The organism is Methylobacterium sp. GXS13 (genome assembly GCF_001455965.1).
Lineage (GTDB): Bacteria > Pseudomonadota > Alphaproteobacteria > Rhizobiales > Beijerinckiaceae > Methylobacterium.
In genome coordinates, this window is the sequence record NZ_LKKO01000034.1 from 1 (window position 1) to 18,463 (window position 18,463).

General features: G+C 70.2%; 14 protein-coding genes and 1 pseudogene. 5 read left to right on the forward strand and 10 right to left on the reverse strand.

Features of this window, described 5'->3' with window-relative positions:
* From AO398_RS12455 to AO398_RS12465, 3 genes and pseudogenes are all read right to left on the reverse strand, one after another.
* A pseudogene (locus AO398_RS12455) lies at window positions 1–221 on the reverse strand (DUF4381 domain-containing protein); the annotation flags it as partial.
* Between the two features lie 105 nt (window positions 222–326).
* The gene (locus tag AO398_RS12460) at window positions 327–1,184 is read right to left on the reverse strand and encodes a DUF58 domain-containing protein (RefSeq protein ID WP_348272359.1); all 858 of its coding nucleotides are present in this window, start codon (window positions 1,182–1,184) and stop codon (window positions 327–329) included.
* Between the two features lie 257 nt (window positions 1,185–1,441).
* A complete protein-coding gene (locus tag AO398_RS12465) occupies window positions 1,442–2,443 on the reverse strand; it encodes a MoxR family ATPase (protein WP_058192362.1) in 1,002 nt (333 codons plus the stop codon).
* Between the two features lie 326 nt (window positions 2,444–2,769).
* On the opposite strand from AO398_RS12465, the gene AO398_RS12470 reads away from it, so the two are divergent.
* Entirely contained in the window at window positions 2,770–3,480 is a 711-nt protein-coding gene (locus tag AO398_RS12470) for an MgtC/SapB family protein (protein ID WP_058192363.1), read from the forward strand.
* 78 nt (window positions 3,481–3,558) lie between these two features.
* Here the strand turns inward: AO398_RS12470 and AO398_RS12475 are convergent, their stop codons facing one another.
* Window positions 3,559–3,891 (reverse strand): hypothetical protein, encoded by a 333-nt coding sequence (locus AO398_RS12475; protein ID WP_201025756.1) that lies wholly within the window; start codon window positions 3,889–3,891, stop codon window positions 3,559–3,561.
* Window positions 3,892–4,211: 320 nt separating this feature from the next.
* Between AO398_RS12475 and AO398_RS12480 the strand changes: the two genes are divergently transcribed.
* The 4 genes from AO398_RS12480 to rnhA all read left to right on the forward strand — a co-directional run bounded on the left by AO398_RS12480 (window position 4,212) and on the right by rnhA (window position 7,724).
* A complete protein-coding gene (locus AO398_RS12480; protein ID WP_058192365.1) occupies window positions 4,212–5,057 on the forward strand; it encodes an NlpC/P60 family protein in 846 nt (281 codons plus the stop codon).
* A gap of 133 nt (window positions 5,058–5,190) precedes the next feature.
* Complete coding sequence (gene ispH, locus AO398_RS12485) at window positions 5,191–6,192, forward strand: 4-hydroxy-3-methylbut-2-enyl diphosphate reductase (protein ID WP_058192366.1); 1,002 nt, start codon at window positions 5,191–5,193, stop codon at window positions 6,190–6,192.
* An 85-nt stretch (window positions 6,193–6,277) separates the two neighbouring features.
* On the forward strand, window positions 6,278–7,243 hold the full coding sequence (locus tag AO398_RS12490; RefSeq protein WP_058192367.1) for a homoserine kinase: 966 nt from the start codon (window positions 6,278–6,280) through the stop codon (window positions 7,241–7,243).
* 7 nt (window positions 7,244–7,250) lie between these two features.
* A complete protein-coding gene (rnhA, locus tag AO398_RS12495) occupies window positions 7,251–7,724 on the forward strand; it encodes a ribonuclease HI (protein ID WP_058192368.1) in 474 nt (157 codons plus the stop codon).
* A 34-nt stretch (window positions 7,725–7,758) separates the two neighbouring features.
* On the opposite strand, the gene AO398_RS27500 is transcribed toward rnhA, so the two are convergent.
* The 6 genes from AO398_RS27500 to AO398_RS12520 all read right to left on the reverse strand — a co-directional run bounded on the left by AO398_RS27500 (window position 7,759) and on the right by AO398_RS12520 (window position 18,463).
* Window positions 7,759–7,986: a type II toxin-antitoxin system RelE/ParE family toxin gene (locus AO398_RS27500; protein ID WP_244498754.1), complete on the reverse strand. Its 228-nt coding sequence runs from the start codon at window positions 7,984–7,986 to the stop codon at window positions 7,759–7,761.
* Between the two features lie 56 nt (window positions 7,987–8,042).
* Entirely contained in the window at window positions 8,043–8,330 is a 288-nt protein-coding gene (locus AO398_RS12500; protein ID WP_058192369.1) for a hypothetical protein, read from the reverse strand.
* A 123-nt stretch (window positions 8,331–8,453) separates the two neighbouring features.
* Complete coding sequence (gene zwf / locus AO398_RS12505; RefSeq protein ID WP_058192370.1) at window positions 8,454–9,980, reverse strand: glucose-6-phosphate dehydrogenase; 1,527 nt, start codon at window positions 9,978–9,980, stop codon at window positions 8,454–8,456.
* A 151-nt stretch (window positions 9,981–10,131) separates the two neighbouring features.
* Window positions 10,132–11,625: an efflux transporter outer membrane subunit gene (locus tag AO398_RS12510; protein WP_152997508.1), complete on the reverse strand. Its 1,494-nt coding sequence runs from the start codon at window positions 11,623–11,625 to the stop codon at window positions 10,132–10,134.
* A 293-nt stretch (window positions 11,626–11,918) separates the two neighbouring features.
* Window positions 11,919–15,341, reverse strand: a complete 3,423-nt coding sequence (locus AO398_RS12515; RefSeq protein WP_058192371.1) for an efflux RND transporter permease subunit — start codon at window positions 15,339–15,341, stop codon at window positions 11,919–11,921.
* Window positions 15,338–18,463, reverse strand: coding sequence for an MdtB/MuxB family multidrug efflux RND transporter permease subunit (locus AO398_RS12520; protein WP_058192372.1), 3,126 nt, complete (start codon window positions 18,461–18,463; stop codon window positions 15,338–15,340). The genes AO398_RS12515 and AO398_RS12520 overlap by 4 nt, the downstream gene beginning before the upstream one ends.

The following is an 18,463-nucleotide window of genomic DNA, read 5'->3' on the forward strand; positions in this document are numbered from 1 at the left end:
GGGGCGAGGCCCAGGATGCCGGCGAGATCGGCCAGCGCGGCGCGGCGCAGGCTCGCCCGGGCCCGGCCGCGCAGATAGCGAACGAGCCCGACCAGCAGGGCGGCGAGGAAACCCAAAGCCGCCGCCGCGACGATCTCGCCCTGCACCGCCCCGGCGGCGCCCCCGGGCAGGTGCAGGCCGCGGAGCTGGTCGAGGGACGGGGCGATCGCGACGGGATTCATCGCGCCGGACCCGGACGGCAGGGACGGGGCGATGCGTGCGGGTTTCGCCGGGGCATCGTCTCCATCCGAAAGCCGGCACCCACCGTTCGGGACGAGCCCCGAGCCTTACAGCACCGCATCGAGGCGCTCCATCAGCGGCGCGTAGGCCTCGGGGCCGGCCTCGACGTCGAGGCGCACCCCGGCGATGCCCCGGCGGGCATAGTCGGCGAGCCGGGCCTCGGCGGTTTCGCCCGGCAGCACCGCCGGGAGCGCGGTCCCGCGCCGGCCATCCGCCAGGGCGAAGGGATAGAAGCCCGGCGGGCGGGTGCGCTCGAAGGCGTCGCTCACCAGGATCAGCCGGATCGCGACCCGCTCGGCCAGCAGGGTTAGCGTCGCGTCGAAGCCCGGGCCGGGGGCATCGAGGGCGCTGGCGATGACCAGGTGGCCGCCGGCGGGCAGCAGGCTGCGGGCGAGCCCGAGGGTCGGCTCCAGGGGCGCGTCGGATCCGGCGACGCCGGCCGCCGCGAGGGCGTTCGCATGCGCCTGGGCCAGGGCCCCGGTCACCGCGATCATGGCGCGCCGGCCGCCGGCCGGCCGCAGCATTGTGGGCGCGCCCGCGCTCGCCACCGCGAGGCCGACCCGGCCGCCATCGGCCGCGACCCGCCAGCCGAGCAGCGCCAGGGCCTCCGCGGCGGCCACCGAGCGCAGGGCCCGGCGGGGGCCGAACAGCATCGAGGGGCGGAAATCGGCGAGCAGCACCACGGCGCGGTCGCGCTCGTCGTGATGGGTGCGCACGTGCAGCTGCCCGGTGCGCGCGGTGGCGTTGCGGTCGATGAACCGGCGGTCGTCGCCCTCCGACCAGAGCCGCACATCCTCCGGCTCGGAGCCGCGCCCGCGCCGCTTCGTGACGATGCCGCCGGGCAGGCCCGCGAGCGTCCGGGTCGCGGGGGCCGCGCCCCGCCGGGCGAGATGGCGCAGGCCCATCAGCGCCTCGCCGGAGAGGCGGATGCCGTTCATTTGGGATTGGGCGGATCCCACGTCTTTCCCTCCCCCCTTTGCGGGGGAGGGTGGGCCGGCCGTCAGGCCGGGTCGGGAGAGGGGAGCGCCCTGTCCGAAGAGATCGCGGTTCGATCCGAAACCCGCATCGTCGCGCTGCCCCTCTCCCGACCCCCTTCGGGGGCCACCCTCCCCCGCAGAGGGGGAAGGGAGTTTCCGCCGCGTGTTCCAAAGCCCGAACACGCTCAGAGCGCCCGGACCCGCTGCACCAACTCGCCGACCAGGCCGCGGGCGGTCTTGCCCTCGGCGGCCGCCCGCCAGGTCAGGCCGATCCGGTGGGAGAGCGCGTCCCGGGCGAGTTCGGTGACGTCCTCCGGGGTGACGTGGTCCCGGCCCCGCAGCCAGGCCCGGGCCTTGCCGGCCATCATCAGCGCCAGGGTGCCGCGCGGCGAGGCGGGATGCTCGATCATCGCCCGCAGGTCCGGGGCCGCCGCATCGGTGCGGGTCGCCGCCACCAGGCGGACCAGGTAATCCTTGAGCGCCGGCGACACGTAGGTGGCGAGCGCGGCCTCCCGGGCGGCGCGGACGTCGGCGAGCGACAGGCGCACCGGCATGGCCTCGACGTGGTGGGTGATCTCGCCCTCCACGAGGTCGAGGATCGCCCGCTCGGTGGCCTCGTCGGGCATCTCGACCACGACATGCAGCAGGAACCGGTCGAGCTGCGCCTCCGGCAGCGGGAAGGTGCCGGCATGCTCGATCGGGTTCTGGGTCGCCACGACCATGAACGGGTCGGCGAGCGGGTGGGTCTGTCCGGAGACCGTGATCTGCCCCTCGGCCATGGCCTCGAGCAGGGCCGACTGAACCTTGGGCGGCGCGCGGTTGACCTCGTCCACCAGCACCAGGGCGTGGAACAGCGGCCCTTGCAGGAACTCGAAGCTGCCGCTGTCCTGGCGCCAGACCGTGGTGCCGGTGAGATCGGCCGGCATCAGGTCCGGGGTGCACTGGATGCGCGCGAACGAGCCGTCGAGCCCGTCGGCCAGCCGCTTGACCGCGCGGGTCTTGGCCAGCCCCGGCGCGCCCTCGATCAGCAGGTGACCGCCGGTCAGCAGCCCGATCAGCAGACGCTCGACCAGGCCGGCGCTGCCGATCAGGCCACGCTCCAGCCCGTCGCGCAAAGCCAGGACCCGCCCGTGCAGGGCCGTGTCCGGGGCCGGAGAAGGCCGGCTCTCGGCGAGGGCGTCGCTCATGCGGGAAACGCTCGTGCGCGGAGACAAACTCCTGCCGCGGGGGCCGTGTCCTGCATCCTGCACGTCTCCTCGGCCGGGTCCCGTCTTCTCATGGGATCCTCAGGTTGCAGCCGGTGTGCCCGCTGCCCGGTGGGGCCGTCAATCCCGGTGGGTTCCCCCTTTGGTCGGCTTACAGCATCATCCCGAGAGGTGGCTGCCGGCTTTCGGAAAAAGATGATGCAGAATCAATGGCCTCGCGCCTCGTCCCGGTTCCCGTACCCGGGACGAGGCGCGAGCCACGCCATGATGTCACGGTTTCGTCACCTCTCCCCGCCCAAGAGACCGGCATGACCAGCTACGCCGCCATTCCCGAGGAACTCAAATCCGCCATCGGCCTGATCGTGGCCTTCGTGCTCGGCACGGCGATCGGGGCCGAGCGGCAATACCGGCAGCGCACCGCCGGCCTGCGCACGGCGGTGCTGGTGGCGATCGGCGCCTCGGCCTTCGTGGATCTCGGCATGCGGCTCACCGGCCCGGACGGCGGGGTCCGCACGGTGGCCTACGTGATCTCCGGCATCGGCTTCCTGGGCGCCGGCGTGATCATGAAGGAGGGGATGAACGTGCGCGGCCTCAACACGGCCGCCACCCTGTGGTGCTCGGCCGCCGTGGGCGCGTTCTGCGGCGCCGACCTGCCGCTGGAGGCCGTGTTCGTCACCGTCACGGTGCTGACCTGCAACACCGCGCTCCGGCCGCTGGTGAACGCCATCAACCGCGCGCCGATCCGCGAATCCTCGACCGAGGCGACCTACGAGGTTCAGGTGACCACGGCGCCGGGCGAGGCCGGCCCCGCCCAGGACCTGCTGGTCGAGCGCCTGGAGGCGGCGAACTATCCGGTGAGCAACGTCGAGGTGGAGGAGCGCGGCGAAGGCGCGGTCGACGTGGTTGCGACGCTCACCGCCAGCGCCGTCAAGGCCGCCGAGCTGGATGCGGTCACTGCCGATCTCGCCAAGGCCCCGGGCATCCGCCACGCAACCTGGTCGGTCCAGACCGCCGATTAATCTTGCGCCTTTGCGTGGCGCCGGGCTGAGGCCGGCGCGGCTACGCTCGCGAGGTCGGGTGGAACCGAGCTCGTTCTATCAGCGCGGGGGCGCGAGGGGCCGGGTGCGGCGCTCGATCACCACGGTCGGGCGGGTGCGGCGCTCGACCACCACGGTGCGCGGCGCCCGGCTCGGGCTCGCATGGGTCAGGATCCGCTCGGGCATGCGCTCCGGCTTGGCCCTCTTGGCCGCCAGGACGTGCGGGCGGACCTCGTCGGCCGGAAGACCGATCAGGCCCGCGGCGATCTCGACCTGCTGCTCGACATCGTCGGACAGGTCCTGGGCGGCGGCGACCGCTTCGTTCACCGTCGGCGGCTCGCGGCGCACGCGGATCGGTGGCAGGTCGGCGAAGCTCTTCTGCGTCTTCTTCACGGGGCGACTCGCGGTCATCATGGGCAAGACATAGCGCCTTCCCGGCGGGTTGTGCAGTGCATCAAAATCGGCGGATGCCCGTCCCGGGAACATGCCTCGTCGCGGAACGGGCGCATCCGGCATGCCAGCGGCGCGATTCCCCAGGGTGGGACTCATCCGGCCGGTCGCCGGCATCGCGCTGCGGCATAATAGCGCGCGCCCGCGCCGGACGCCATACGGGGGGCCGGATCCGGTCCCAGGCCGCCCGGTGGATGCGCCGAGCCGCCGCGTGATCGGGGGTGCAGCCTTTCGGAAAGCGCGGATGCGCTAAGCTGACGGCCATGACCGAATCGCTCGATCCCCGCCTCACCCCGGCGCGTCCGGACCTCGCCGACCTGCGCCTGCGCGGCCGGGTCACGGCCGAGCGCTTCGCCGCCGCCACCCGGCGCCGGGTGGTCGCCCCGGTCGCGCCGCTGCGCCGGGCGGCCGCCCCGGAGGCCGGCCTCGACACCGAGGTGCTGCTCGGCGACGCGGTCGATCTCTACGCCGAGCAGGATGGCTTCGCCTTCGTGCAGCTCGTCCGGGACGGCTATGTCGGCTACCTGCCCGCCGCCTGCCTCGGTCCGGTGGAGCCCGAGCCCAGCCATCGCGTCACGGCGTTGCGCACCTTCCTGTATCCCGAGCCGGACCTGAAGCGGCCGGTGCGTGGGCATCTCAGCCTGGGCGCGCGCCTCGTGGTCACCGGGCAGACGGGGACCTACCTAGAGACGCCCGGCGGCTACGTCTTTGCGAATCACTGCGCTCCGCTGGCGGAGCACGCGCCCGACTACGTCGCCACGGCCGAGCGGCTCGCCGACGTTCCCTATCTCTGGGGCGGGCGCACCAGCCTCGGGCTCGACTGCTCCGGCCTCGTCCAATTGTGCCTCGACGCCGCCGGCCTCCCCTGCCCCCGCGACGCCGACATGCAGGAGCGGGGCTTGGGCCATGCGCTGCCCCTCGCCCTCGACGGATTGCGCCGGGGCGACTTCGTGTTCTGGCGCGGCCATGTCGGGCTGATGCGCGACCCCGAGACGCTGATCCATGCCAATGGCCACGACATGGCCGTGGCGGTCGAGCCGCTGGCCGGCGCGGTCGCCCGGATCCGGGAGAACAGTTTTGGCGCCGTGACCGGAATTCGAAGACTCTAGATCGAGGCGCGGGGCGCCCCGGGTCCAAATTGCGCGGCAAACGTGCTACAGAGGCGCTCCGCGGTCGTCTTCCTGCCCGGTTCGCAGTCCAGGACCGTTGACAGGACAGCCCCGCCCTCGCCACATCGCCCCCATGACCGCAGACCTCGCGTCCCTCGCGCCCGTTCAGGGCACCACCGGCAAGCCGCCGCTGGAGATCCTGCTCTGTGCCCCCCGCGGCTTCTGTGCCGGCGTGGTGCGGGCCATCGACGTGGTCGAGCGGGCCCTCGCCCTCTACGGACCGCCCGTCTATGTCCGGCACGAGATCGTCCACAACAAGTACGTGGTCGAGAGCCTGAAGCGGAAGGGCGCCGTCTTCGTGCGCGAATTGGACGAGGTGCCCGATAGCGGCGCCCCGGTGATCTTCTCCGCCCACGGCGTCGCGAAGACGGTTCCGGCCAATGCCGATTCCCGCGGGCTCACCACCATCGACGCCACCTGCCCGCTGGTGACCAAGGTCCACCGCGAGGCCGAGATCCACCACAAGCGCGGTCGCCACGTGCTGCTGGTCGGCCATTCCGGCCACCCCGAGGTGGTCGGCACCATGGGCCAGCTGCCCAAGGGCTCGATCACCCTGGTGGAGGATCTGGACCAGATCCAGGCCCTGACGCCCGAGAACCCCGACAACCTCGCCTGGGTCACCCAGACGACCCTGTCGGTCGACGACACCCGACACATCGTCGAGGCGCTCAAGAAGAAGTTCCCGACCATCACCGGGCCGCACAAGGACGACATCTGCTACGCCACCACCAACCGCCAGGAGGCGGTGAAGCAGGTGGCCCCGCTGGTGGACGCCCTGATCGTGGTCGGATCCTCGAACTCCTCGAACTCGCAGCGCCTGCGCGAGGTCGCCGAGCGCGTCGGCTGCCCGATCACCCGCCTGGTGCTGCGCGCCGAGGAGATCGACTGGCCGGCCTTCGAGGGTATTCGCAAGCTCGGGCTCACGGCAGGCGCCTCGGCCCCCGAGGTGCTGGTCGAGGAAATCATCGAGGCCTTCGCCGCCCGCTACGACGTGATCGTCGACACGGTCTCGACGGTGGTCGAGGACATGGTCTTCCCGCTGCCGCGCGAATTACGCAGCGAAGCCGCCGAGTAGGCTTCCCGACCGACCCAGCCGGCACGAACCAGGGGCGCTTCGGCGCCCCTCGTCTTGTTGACCTTCCGAACCAGAGCGCGATCACGTGGCCGTCTACACCGAGGTATCCGACGCGGCGCTCGCTGAGTTCCTGTCCGCCTACAACATCGGCAGCCTGCTCTCCTTCAAGGGCATCGCCGAGGGCGTCGAGAATTCCAACTTCTTCCTGCACACCACCCAGGGCTCCTACATCCTGACCCTCTACGAGAAGCGGGTGCGGGAGGGCGACCTGCCGTTCTTCATCGGGCTGATGGAGCACCTCTCGGCCCGCGGCCTCGCCTGTCCGCAGCCGGTGCGACACCGGGCGGGCACGGCGCTCGGCCAGCTCTGCGGCCGGCCCGCCGCCATCGTCAGCTTCCTGGAGGGCGTCTCGGTCAAGACGCCCGGCGTCGGGCATTGCCGGGAACTGGGCCGGGCGCTGGCCGAGCTGCACGCCGCCGGCGCCGATTTCGGGATGGTGCGCGCCAACAGCCTTTCGGTGGCCTCCTGGCGCCCGCTCTTCGCCCAGGCCGAGGCCCAGGCCGATTCGGTGGCGCCGGGCCTGGCCGAGCGTACCCGGGCCGACCTTGCGCTGCTCGAAGCCGCCTGGCCCCAGAACCTGCCGGGCGGGGTGATCCATGCGGATCTGTTTACCGACAACGTGTTCTTCATCGGCGACAGCCTCTCGGGGCTGATCGACTTCTATTTCGCCTGCACGGACGCCTTCGCGTACGACCTCGCGGTCTGCCTCAACGCCTGGTGCTTCGAGGCCGATGGCCGGTTCCACCGGGACATGGCGGCGGCCCTGATCGCCGGCTACGAGGCGGTGCGGCCGCTGGAGCCCGCGGAGGTCGCGGCCCTGCCGATCCTGTGCCGGGGCGCGGCGCTCCGCTTCATGCTGACCCGCCTGGTCGACTGGCTGAACGTGCCGCCCGGCGCCCTGGTGAAGCCCAAGGATCCGCGGGAGTTCGATCGCCGGCTGACGTTCCACCGCCAGGCGCAGGACGCGCGGGATTACGGGCGGCAGGCTTGAGGATTGAATGAGCGACAACGTGACCGAGACCGCGGGCGAGCCGACGCGGGTGAAGATCTACACGGATGGCGCCTGCTCGGGGAATCCCGGCCCCGGCGGCTGGGGCGCGATCCTGATCTTCGGCGACACCCAGAAGGAACTCTCGGGCGGCGAGGCCTTCACCACCAACAACCGCATGGAGATCCTGGCGGCGATCGAGTCCCTGGAGGCGCTCAAGCGGCCGTGCCGGGTCGACCTGTTCACGGACTCCCAGTACCTGCGCCAGGGCATCACCAGCTGGATCCACAACTGGAAGGCCCGGGGCTGGCGCACCGCCGACAAGAAGCCGGTGAAGAACGAGGACCTCTGGCGCCGGATTGACACGGCGAACGCCCGCCACGAGGTAGCCTGGCACTGGGTCAAGGGCCATGCCAGCGACCCGCTGAACAACCGGGTCGATGCGCTGGCCGTGGCGGCGATGCTGCCGTTCAAGCGGCGCTGAGATCGCTTCGGATATCTGCTTCGGTCTCGGAAGCTCAACTCGACCGAGGCGGCCATTGCAGAGCGGCGTGCAAGACCCGAAGCATTCGAACGGAAACATCATCGACGTCGTAGACGATGATGTACCGGCGATGGACGATCAACTCGCGTGTGCCGGCGACACGGCCCGGCCGCCCGAGAGCGGGACGATCCACCAAGCGGGCGGCCTTCTTGGTGAACCGCTCATTGAGCGCGATGGCAGCCGCTGGATTGTCGGTCTCGATGTAATCTTAGATTGCTTCGCGGTCCTGAAGCGCTTCGAGCGTTCTGACCAACGCCTTCATTTCTTGGAATCGAGCCGTTGCCGTGTGGCTGCCCGCTTGGCTGCGAACCGCGCTTCCACGTCCTCAGCGGGGATCACACGGCCACTATTGGCAGAATCCAGTCCAATCTGAACCTGCCGGCGAAACCAAGCGTCATGCTCGGTTTCGTCCCGCTGCTGTCTGACGTACGCCTGCATGAAGTCACGCAGGAGCTGGGCGCCATCGCGGTCGCGGTCCTGTGCGACCTGGGAGAATTCATTCTTCAGGGTTTCATCGACCTGAAAGGTGAATGTCGCCTCGCCCAAAGTAGCCGCCCCTTCGTTCGACGGAACATCTCCATGACGGTCGGAGGGTAACACGTCGCGGCCAACTCGAAAACGACCGGATCCGATGACTTGGCCGTCGGATCCAGCATGGCTATTCGGTCCTCAATCCGTCTTGCCGTCGAGACCCAGCCAGTGGCGGCCGTCCCGGGCCAGGAGGTCGTCGGCGTCCTTCGGCCCGGTGCTGCCGGCCGGATAGGGCTTCACGTCCGCCTGCGGCCAGCCCTTGAGCAGGGGATCGACCGCCGCCCAGCCGGCTTCGATGTTGTCGGCCCGCTGGAACAGGGTCGCGTCGCCGATCATGCAATCGTACAGCAGGGTCTCGTAGCCGACATTCGGCTGGTCGGCGAAGAAGTCCTTGTAGCGGAACGCCGCGCCGACCCGGCCGATCTTCATCTCCGGGCCCGGGACCTTCACGTTGAACTCGGTGCTGACCCCGTGGTCCGGGTCGATCATGATCCGCATCACGGTCGGGCCGAGATCGGCGTTGGGCGTGTCCTCGAACATCTTGAACGGGGCCGGCTTGAACAGCACGGCGATCTCGGTGCGCCGCCCGGTCATCCGCTTGCCGGTGCGGACGTAGAACGGCACGCCGGCCCAGCGCCAGTTCTCGATCTTGAGCTTGAGGGCGATGAAGGTCTCGGTGACGGAGTCCTTGGCGACATGCGGCTCGTCGCGATAGCCCGGCACGTCGCGCCCCTCCGAGGTGCCGGCCGTGTACTGGCCGCGCACCGCGTCCTCCGGCGGGATCGGCCGGACGGCCTCGGCCAGCTTGGCCTTCTCCGAACGGACCGCCTCGGCACCGAAGGAATTCGGCGGCTCCATGGCGACCATGCAGAGCAGCTGGAACATGTGGTTCGGCACCATGTCCCGGAGCGCCCCGGTCGGCTCGTAGAAGCCGCCGCGCTCCTCGACCCCCACGGTCTCGGCCGCGGTGATCTGGACGCTGTCGATGTATTCCCGCCGCCAGACCGGCTCCAGCAGGCCGTTGGCGAAGCGGAAGGCCATGATCGACTGGACGGTCTCTTTACCCAGGAAATGGTCGATCCGGTAGAACTGGCTCTCGTCGGCCTGCTTCAGGATCCGGGCGTTGAGCTCCCGGGCGGAGGCGAGGTCGGAGCCGAACGGCTTCTCGATCACCACCCGGCGGAAATCGCCGTTCTCTTGGCGGAGCAGCCCGGCTTGGCCGAGCCCGTCGACGATGGTCCCGAAGAACCGGGCCGCCACCGCGCAATAGAACACCGCGCTGCCGCTCACCTTCGCCTTGACCGCCGCGAATGTCTCCGGCTTCTCGAAATCGCCCTTCAGGTAGTGCAGCCGGTCGCGGATGAAGCCCCAGCTCTTGGGGTCGATGTGGTCGGCATGGAACTCCGAGGTCGGGTCCTGGCTGAACGCCTCCATGGTCTTCGTGAGGCTGTCGCGCAGGGATTCGTCGGTGCCGTCGGAATGGTCGACCCCCAGGATCGTGAAACCCTCCGGCAGGAGGCCGGCCCCGGCGAGGTTGTAGAGCGAGGGCATCAGCAGGCGCTTGGTCAGGTCGCCGCCGGCCCCGAAGATCACCAGCGTGCAGGGGGGCGCGGGCTTGGTGCCGCTGGCCGCATCGTCCTTGAGGGCTATCGTCTGCTCGGCCATGCCTGGCTCCCATCGGGCTGCGGTGCAGCAAATCGGCGTGACAACCCGGCTGTCGCAATGCCCGTTCCGGGTTAAGGGGGAGCCCGGCTCGAAATCGGGATCCCAAAGGGCTCAGCCCTTTGGCAGGGCATCGGGGCAGCGGCCCGATAAGCTACTCGTCCACGCGGACGGCTTGGCCGCCCCGGTCGATCGGCAGGGTCGGGCCCTTCAACTCGGCGTCGCTCGGCAGGGAGCGTACGTCCCAGCCGCCGCCCAGCGCCCGGATCAGCGTGACCGCCGCGGTGAAGCGGCTGAGCCGGACCTGGAGGGCGTTGATCTCGTTGGAGACGAGCAATCCTTGCGCGGTCACCACCGTGGTGAAGTTCTGCGTGCCGGCCCGGTACTCGTTCAGCGTGATCTCGACGGCCTTGCGCGAGGATTCGACGGCCGCGTCCTGGGCGCCCTGTTGCAGGCCGAGGATGCGCAGCGCCGCCATCTGGTTCTCCACCTCCGCCAGGGCGGCGAGCACCACCTGCCGGTAATTGGCCACCGCGGCGTCGTAGCCGGCCTCGGCCGAGCGCACGGCCGCCGTGCGGGCGCCGCCGTCGAACAGGACCTCGGTTCCCGCCGCCGTCGTCGACCAGACCTGGTTGGCGGCCGAGAACAGGCCGTTGCGGGTCAGCCCGGAGAGGCCCCCCTGCGCCGAGATCGTGACGGTGGGGAAGAAGGCCGCCACCGCCACGCCGATCCGCTCGCTTTGCCCCTGCACCAGGCGCTCGGCCTGGGCGACGGCCTGCTGGCGCTCGAGCAGGTCGGACGGGATCCCGACTGGCACGGGCGGCGGGTTGCGGCCGATGCCGGCCACCGGGATCGAGACCTCCGAGGGCGGCCGGCCGATCAGGGTGGCGATGGCGTTCACGTACTGGACCCGGGTCAGCCGGATCGCGATGGCCTGGGCCTCGATGGTCTGGACCTGGGTCTGCGCGGTGATCACGTCGGAGCGGGCGGCGACGCCGGCGGCGTACTGGTTCTCGGTGATCCCCAAGGTCTTCTTGAAGTTGGCGACGTTCTCGTCGAGCACCTTCTGGAGGGCGTCGGCGTAGCGGACGGTCAGGTAATCGGCGGCAACCTCGGCCTGGATGGTCAGGCGGGTCAGCGCGAGCGTGGCGGCGTCGGCCTGGGCGAGCGCCGCCTCGCTCTCGATGTTCCGGCGGGTGCCGCCGAACAGGTCGAGTTCCCAGCTCGCCTGACCGAGCAGCGACGCGCTGGTGCGCACGGTGCTGCCGCTGCCGGTTCGGGTGATGCTCGGGGCGCCGACCACGGTCGGGTACAGCGCGGCCTGGGCGGAGGCGTCCTGCGCCCGGGCCTGCCGGTAATTCGCCACCGCCTGCCGCAGGGATTGGTTGTCGACATCGACGAGGCGGATCAGGCGGTCGAGGAGCGGATCCCTGAACACCCGCCACCAGTCGCCGCGCTCCACCGCGTCGTTGGGGCGGGCCTCGCGCCAGCCTTTCCTGCGCGCCGCCACGACGGCCGGGCTGTCCTCCCGCTGGCCGCCCTCCCGGTAGGCGAACGGCGTCTCGACGGAGGGGCGTGTGTAGTCGGGGCCGACCACGCAGCCCGCCAGGGCGGGAATGAGGGGGAGGAGGAGAAAGGCGCGACGCAACCCTCGCTCCCCTCTCCCTCCCCCCTCTGCGGGGGAGGGTGGCCCCTGCGTCAGCAGCGGTCTGGAGCGGGGAGCGACGGTGCCGGATCGGTCCCGACGGGCGACATATCCCGAACCGTCGCGCTGCCTCTCTCCCGACCCCCTCCGGGGGCCACCCTCCCCCGCAGAGGGGGGAGGGAAGGCGCAGGCTGCGTCGCGTCCATCGATCGACGACGCGTGCGCGGAATCCGAAGCGCTCAGAAGGACGGGCGCGCGCACGGGAGCCGCCGGTGTTTCACGTGAAAACGGACGCATCACTCTCCGGCCGGCAGTGCCGCTGCGCCGCCGGGCCCGGCGGGGCGGCGGCGGGCGAGCACCCGGTGCCGGAGGCGGTCGAGGGTCAGGTAGACGACGGGTGTGGTGTACAGGGTCAGGATCTGGCTCACGATCAATCCGCCCACGATGGCGATGCCGAGCGGCCGGCGCAGCTCGGCCCCCTCGCCGGTGGCCAGGATCAACGGCACGGCCCCGAGCATCGCGGCGAGCGTGGTCATCATGATCGGCCGGAAGCGCACGAGACAGGCCTCCCGGATCGCGTCCACGGGATTCGCACCCCGGGTCCGCTCCGCGTCGAGGGCCACGTCGATCATCATGATCGCGTTCTTCTTCACGATGCCGATCAGCAGGAACACCGCGATCAGCGCGATGATGGTGAATTCGGTGCCGGTCACCAGCAGGGCCAGCACCGCGCCGACGCCCGCCGACGGCAGGGTCGAGAGGATCGTCAGCGGGTGCACGAAGCTCTCGTACAGGATGCCGAGCACCGCGTAGACCGCCAGGATCGCCGCCAGGATCAGCAGCGGCTGGCGCGAGGCCGAGGCCACGTAGTTCTTCGCCGCGCCGGCATATTCGCCGTGGATCGTGGCCGGCAGCCGCAGGGACGACATCGCCCGGTCGATCGCCGCGGTGGCGTCCGACAGGCTCTTGCCCGGCGCCAGGTTGAACGAGATCGTGGTCGCCACGAACAGGCCCTGGTGGCTCACCTGCACGGGGGCGCTGCCGGGCTCGATCCGGGCGAAGGCCGAGAGCGGGACCATGGTCTCCTTGGCGGCCGAGACCGGGGCGCTCGACGAGGCCCCGCCCTTGCTCGCCGCGATGGCGTTGGACGAGGCGTTGCGGGCGGAATCGGAGGCGATCGCGGCGGCGTTCGAGGACGCATCGGCCGTGCTGGCTGCGGCCGCGGCTGCGGCGGCGACGCCGGTGGACGCGCCGCCGACTGCCCCCGTCGCGGCGGCGGCGCCGCTTCCCGGGCTGCTGGTCCCGGTGGCCGCGTTGGTGTTGACGCCGCCCGCCGCCGCCGCGGCGCCGGCCACCGCGTTGGTGGTGGCCGAGCCCGGCGCGTTGCCCCCGGAGGTCGAGACGAAGATCTGCTTCAGGGTCTCGGGGGATTCGAGGTAGCGCGGGGCGATCTCCATTACGACGTGGTACTGGTTCAGGGGGTTGTAGATCGTCGAGACCTGGCGCTGGCCGAAGGCGTCGTAGAGGGTGTTGTCGATCTTGTTCGGGGTGATGCCGTACCGGAACGCGGTGGCGCGGTCGATCACCACCCGGGTCTCCAGGCCGCCCTCCTGCTGGTCCGAGGTGACGTCCGCGAAGGTCGGGTCCTTCTGCAGGGCGGCGAGCAGCTTCGGGGCGGCAGCGAACAGCTCCTCGGCGGTGTCGCCCTGGAGGGTGTACTGGTACTGGGCGAAGCTCTGGCGGCCGCCCATCTGCAGATCCTGGCGCGGGAAGACGTAGAGCCGCGCCCCCGCGACCTGGGCGAGCTTCGGCCGCAGCCGCGCCATCACCTCCGAGATCGGCGCCCGCTCGCCGATGGGTTTCAGGCCGATGAACACGTTGGCCGAGTTGGTGCCGCGCCCGCCCGTGAAGCCGACGACGCTCTCCACCGCCGGATCCGCGCCCACGATGGTGGTGGCCTGCCGGAGCTTGGCCTCCATGGACTGGAACGAGATGCGCTGGTCGGCCTGGACGCCGCCCATCATCTGGCCGGTATCCTGCTCGGGGAAGAACCCCTTCGGCACGATGATGTAGAGGTAGACGTTGAGCCCCACGGTGGCGAGCAGGCTCAGCAGCACGAGGCGCGGATGGGCCAGCGCCACCGAGAGGGTCCGGGCATAGGCGTCGAGCAGCCAGGAGAAGCCGCCCTCCAGGACGCGGATCAGGATGTTCGGCCGGCGTCCCGCCGGGCGTCCGTGCCCCTCGGGCCGCAGCAGCCGGGCGCACATCATCGGTGTCGTGGTCAGCGACAAGACCAGAGAAATCAGGATCGACAGCGACAGGGTAACCGAGAATTCCTGGAAGATCCGCCCGATCAGGCCGCCCATCAGCAAAATCGGCAGGAACACCGCGATGAGCGACAGGCTCATCGAGATCACCGTGAAGCCAACCTCCCGGGCGCCGATCAGGGCCGCCTCCAGCCGGGGCTTGCCCTCCTCGATGTGGCGCTGGACATTTTCCAGCACCACGATCGCGTCGTCGACCACGAAGCCGGTGCCGATGATGAGCGCGGTGAGCGACAGGATGTTGAGCGAGTAGCCGAGCAGGTACATCGCCGAGAAGGTGCCGATGATCGAGATCGGCACGGCCACCGCCGGGATCAGGGTCGCCCGGCCGGAGCGCAGGAAGGCGAACACCACCAGGATCACGAGGCCGACCGCCACCAGCAGCGTCTCCTCGGTGGCCGCGAGCGAGGCCCGGATCGTGGCGCTGCGGTCGCCGGTGAGCTTGATGTCGATGCCGCCCGGCAGCGCCGCGGTGAGCTGCGGCAGCGCCTTCTTCACGGCGTCGATGGTCTCGACCACGTTGGCGCCGGGCTGCTTGTAGACGAACAGCAGCACCCCGGCCTTGCCGTTGACGATGCCGAGGTTGCGCTTGTCCTCGACGCCGTCGAGCACCTGGCCCACATCGGTGAGCTTCACCGCGGCGCCGTTGCGGTAGGCCACGATGATGTCGCGGTAATCCTCGGCCTTGCGGCCCTGGTCGTTGGCGTAGAGCTGGTAGCGCCGGCCCCCGGCATCGATCTCGCCCTTGGGCGAGTTGGCGTTGGCCGAGGCGAGCGCCGCCCGGATGCCCTCCAGGCCGATGCCGTAGTTGAACAGGGCGGTGGGATCGAGCTCCACCCGCACCGCCGGCAGGGACGAGCCGCCGATATCGACATTGCCGACGCCGGGCAGCTGCGACAGCTTCTGCTGCACCACGGTGGCGGCGGAATCGTAGACTTGGCCGCGGGTCAGCGTGTCCGAGGTCATGCCGAGGATGATGATCGGCGTGTCGGCGGGATTGAACTTCCGGTAGGTCGGGTTCTGCCGGAGCGAGGCCGGCAGGTCGGCGCGGGCGGCGTTGATCGCCGCCTGGACGTCGCGGGCCGCCCCGTCGATGTCCCGGTTCAGGCCGAACAGCAGCACGATCCGGGTGGAGCCGAGGGAGTTCGTGGACGTCATCTCGTTGACGTCCGCGATGGCGCCCAGCCGCCGCTCGAGGGGCGCCGCCACGGTGGTCGCCATGGTCTCGGGCGAGCCACCCGGCATCTGGGCCTGGACCAAGATGACCGGGAAGTCGATCTGCGGCAGCGGCGCCACCGGCAGCTTCAGGAACGCGAACAGGCCGGCGAGCAGCACGCCGATCGTGAGCAGCGTGGTCGCGACCGGCCGGCGGATGAACGGCTCGGAGATGTTCACGGGAGGGCCTCGCCGCTGGCGACAGCCGGACCCCGCCGTCCCGCGATTCGGCGTTCCAGCCGATCAAACGCCAAATAAATCACCGGGGTCGTGAACAGGGTGAGCACCTGGCTGACGATCAGGCCGCCGGCGATGCAGATGCCGAGCGGCTGGCGCAGCTCCGAGCCGACGCCGGTGCCCAGGATCAGCGGCACCGCGGCGAACAGGGCGGCCAGCGTGGTCATCAGGATCGGCCGGAAGCGCAGCAGGCAGGCCTGGAAGATCGCCTCCCGGGGATCGAGCCCGTCCTCGCGCTCGGCCTGGAGCGCGAAGTCGATCATCATGATCGCGTTCTTTTTCACGATGCCGATCAAGAGCACGATGCCGATCACCGCGATGATGTCGAGGGACAGGCCGAACAGCATCAGGCCGAGCAGCGCCCCGATCCCGGCCGACGGCAGGGTCGACAGGATCGTGATCGGGTGGATGAAGCTCTCGTAGAGCACGCCCAGCACGATGTAGACGGTGATGATCGCCGCGATCACCAGGAACAGCTCGTTGCTGAGCGCCGACTGGAAGGCGAAGACCGAGCCCTGCGGCACCACCCGGAACGAGGGCGGCAGGTCGATCGCGGCCTTGGCCTGCTCGATCGCCTCCACCGCCTGCCCGAGGGCCGCCCCGGGGGCGAGGTTGAACGACACCGTGGTGGCGGGGAATTGCCCGAGATGCGAGATCAGCAGGGGCGCCCGCCGCTCGCTGATCCGCGCCACCGCGGAGAGCGGCACCTGGCCGTTGGTCGCCGTCGAGGACGGCAGGTAGATCGTCTCCAGGCTGCGCAGGGTCGTGTGCTGGCTCGGGTCCGCCTCCAGGATCACCCGGTACTGGTTGGACTGGGTGAAGATCGTCGAGATGATCCGCTGGCCGAAGGCGTCGTAGAGGGCGTTGTCGATGGTCGCCGGGGTGATGCCGTAGCGGCCGGCGGTGGGACGGTCGATGGTGACGTAGGCGGCGAGCCCCTGTGCCTGGTGGTCGCTCGCCACGTCGGCGACCACGGGGGATTTCGCCAGGGCTTCGGTGAAGCGCGGCACCCAGGTCTCGAAATCGTTGAGGTTCGGGGTCTCGAGGATGACCTGGTACTGGGTCGCCGAGACCGCGGTGTCGATGGTCAGGTCCTGGACCGGCTGCATGAACAGGCGCATCCCGGGCTCGGCCCGGGTCGCCGCATTGATCCGCCGGATGATCGCGCTGGCCGACTCCGTCCGCTGGTCGCGGGGCTTGAGGTTGATCAGCATCCGGCCGGAATTGAGCGTGACGTTCTGGCCGTCGACCCCGATGAACGAGGACAGGCTGGCCACGTCCGGATCCTGCAGGATGAGCGCGGCCATCCGCTGCTGCCGCTCGGCCATGGCCCCGTAGGAGACCGACTGGTCGGCTTGCGTGATCCCCTGGATCACGCCCGTGTCCTGCACCGGGAAGAAGCCCTTGGGGATGACCACGAACAGGTAGACGGTCAGCACCAGGGTCCCGAGCGCCACCAGCAGGGTCAGGCCCTGATGGTTCAGCACCACCTGGAGCGCGCGGCCGTAGGCGGCGATCGTGCCGTCGGTGGCGCGCCGGCCCGCGCGGGCGAACACGCCCTCGCGGCGGCGGATCTGGGCCTCGGGGGCGTGCTTGAGCAGGCGCGCGCACAGCATCGGCACCAGCGTCAGCGAGACCACCGCGGAGATCACGATGGTGGCCGCCAGCGTGATGGCGAATTCGTGGAACAGGCGCCCGACCACGTCGCCCATGAACAGCAGCGGGATCAGCACCGCGATCAGCGAGACGGTGAGCGAGATGATGGTGAAGCCGATCTCGCGCGACCCCTTCAGGGACGCCTCCAGGGGCGAATCGCCCGCCTCGACGTGGCGGGCGATGTTCTCGATCACCACGATGGCGTCGTCGACCACGAAGCCGGTGGCGATGGTGAGCGCCATCAGCGACAGGTTGTCGAGGGAGAAGCCGTACAGATCCATCACCGACAGGGCGCCGATCAGCGACAGGGGCACCGACAGGCTCGGGATCAGCGTGGCCGACAGGCTGCGCAGGAACAGGAAGATGACGAGGACGACCAGCGCGATCGCCAGCCCCAGCTCGAACTGCACGTCCTCCACGGAGGCCCGGATCGTGGTGGTGCGGTCGGTGAGCGGCGTCACCGCCACGGCACTCGGCAGGCTCGCCTGCATCTGCGGCAGGAGCGACTTGATCTTGTCGACCGTGGCGATGACGTTGGCGCCCGGCTGGCGCTGGATGTTGAGGATGACCGCCGGCGTCCCGTCGGCCCAGGCGCCGAGCTTGGTGTTCTCCGGCCCCTCGACCACGTCGGCGACCTCCGAGAGCATCACCGGGGCGCCGTTGCGATACGCGATGATCGCCGCGTTGTAGGCCTTCGGGTCGCGGATCTGGTCGTTGGCGTTGATCGCGTAGGATTGCTTCGGCCCGTCGATCGAGCCCTTGGGGGTGTTGACGTTGAGGTTGGTGATGGTCGTGCGCAGGTCGTCGATGTTCAGCCCATAGGCGGCCAGCGCCCGGGCGTTGAACCGCACCCGCACGGCCGGCCGCTGGCCGCCCGAGATGCTGACGAGGCCGACGCCGGCCACCTGGCTGATTTTTTGGGCGAGCCGCGACTCGGCCAGGTCCCGGACCTGGGTCAGCGGCATGGTCTTGGAGGTCAGCGCCAGGGTCAGGACGGGCGTGTCGGCCGGGTTGACCTTGGCGTAGATCGGCGGCGCCGGCAGGTCCGACGGGAGCAGGTTGCCGGCGGCGTTGATCGCCGCCTGGACCTGCTGCTCGGCGATGTCGAGGGGCAGATCCAAGTTGAACTGCAGCGTGATGACCGAGGCGCCCGCGGAGGATTGCGAGGTCATCTGGTTGAGGTTGGCGAGCTGGCCGAACTGGCGCTCCAGCGGCGCCGTGACCGAGGAGGTCATCACCTCCGGGCTCGCGCCCGGATAGAAGGTCTGGATCTGGATCGTCGGGTAGTCGACGGCCGGAAGCGCCGAGACCGGCAGGTTCAGGTACGACACCCCGCCGACGATCAGGATCGCCAGCATCAGGAGCGTCGTGGCGACCGGGCGGAGGATGAAGAGGCGGGACGGGTTCAT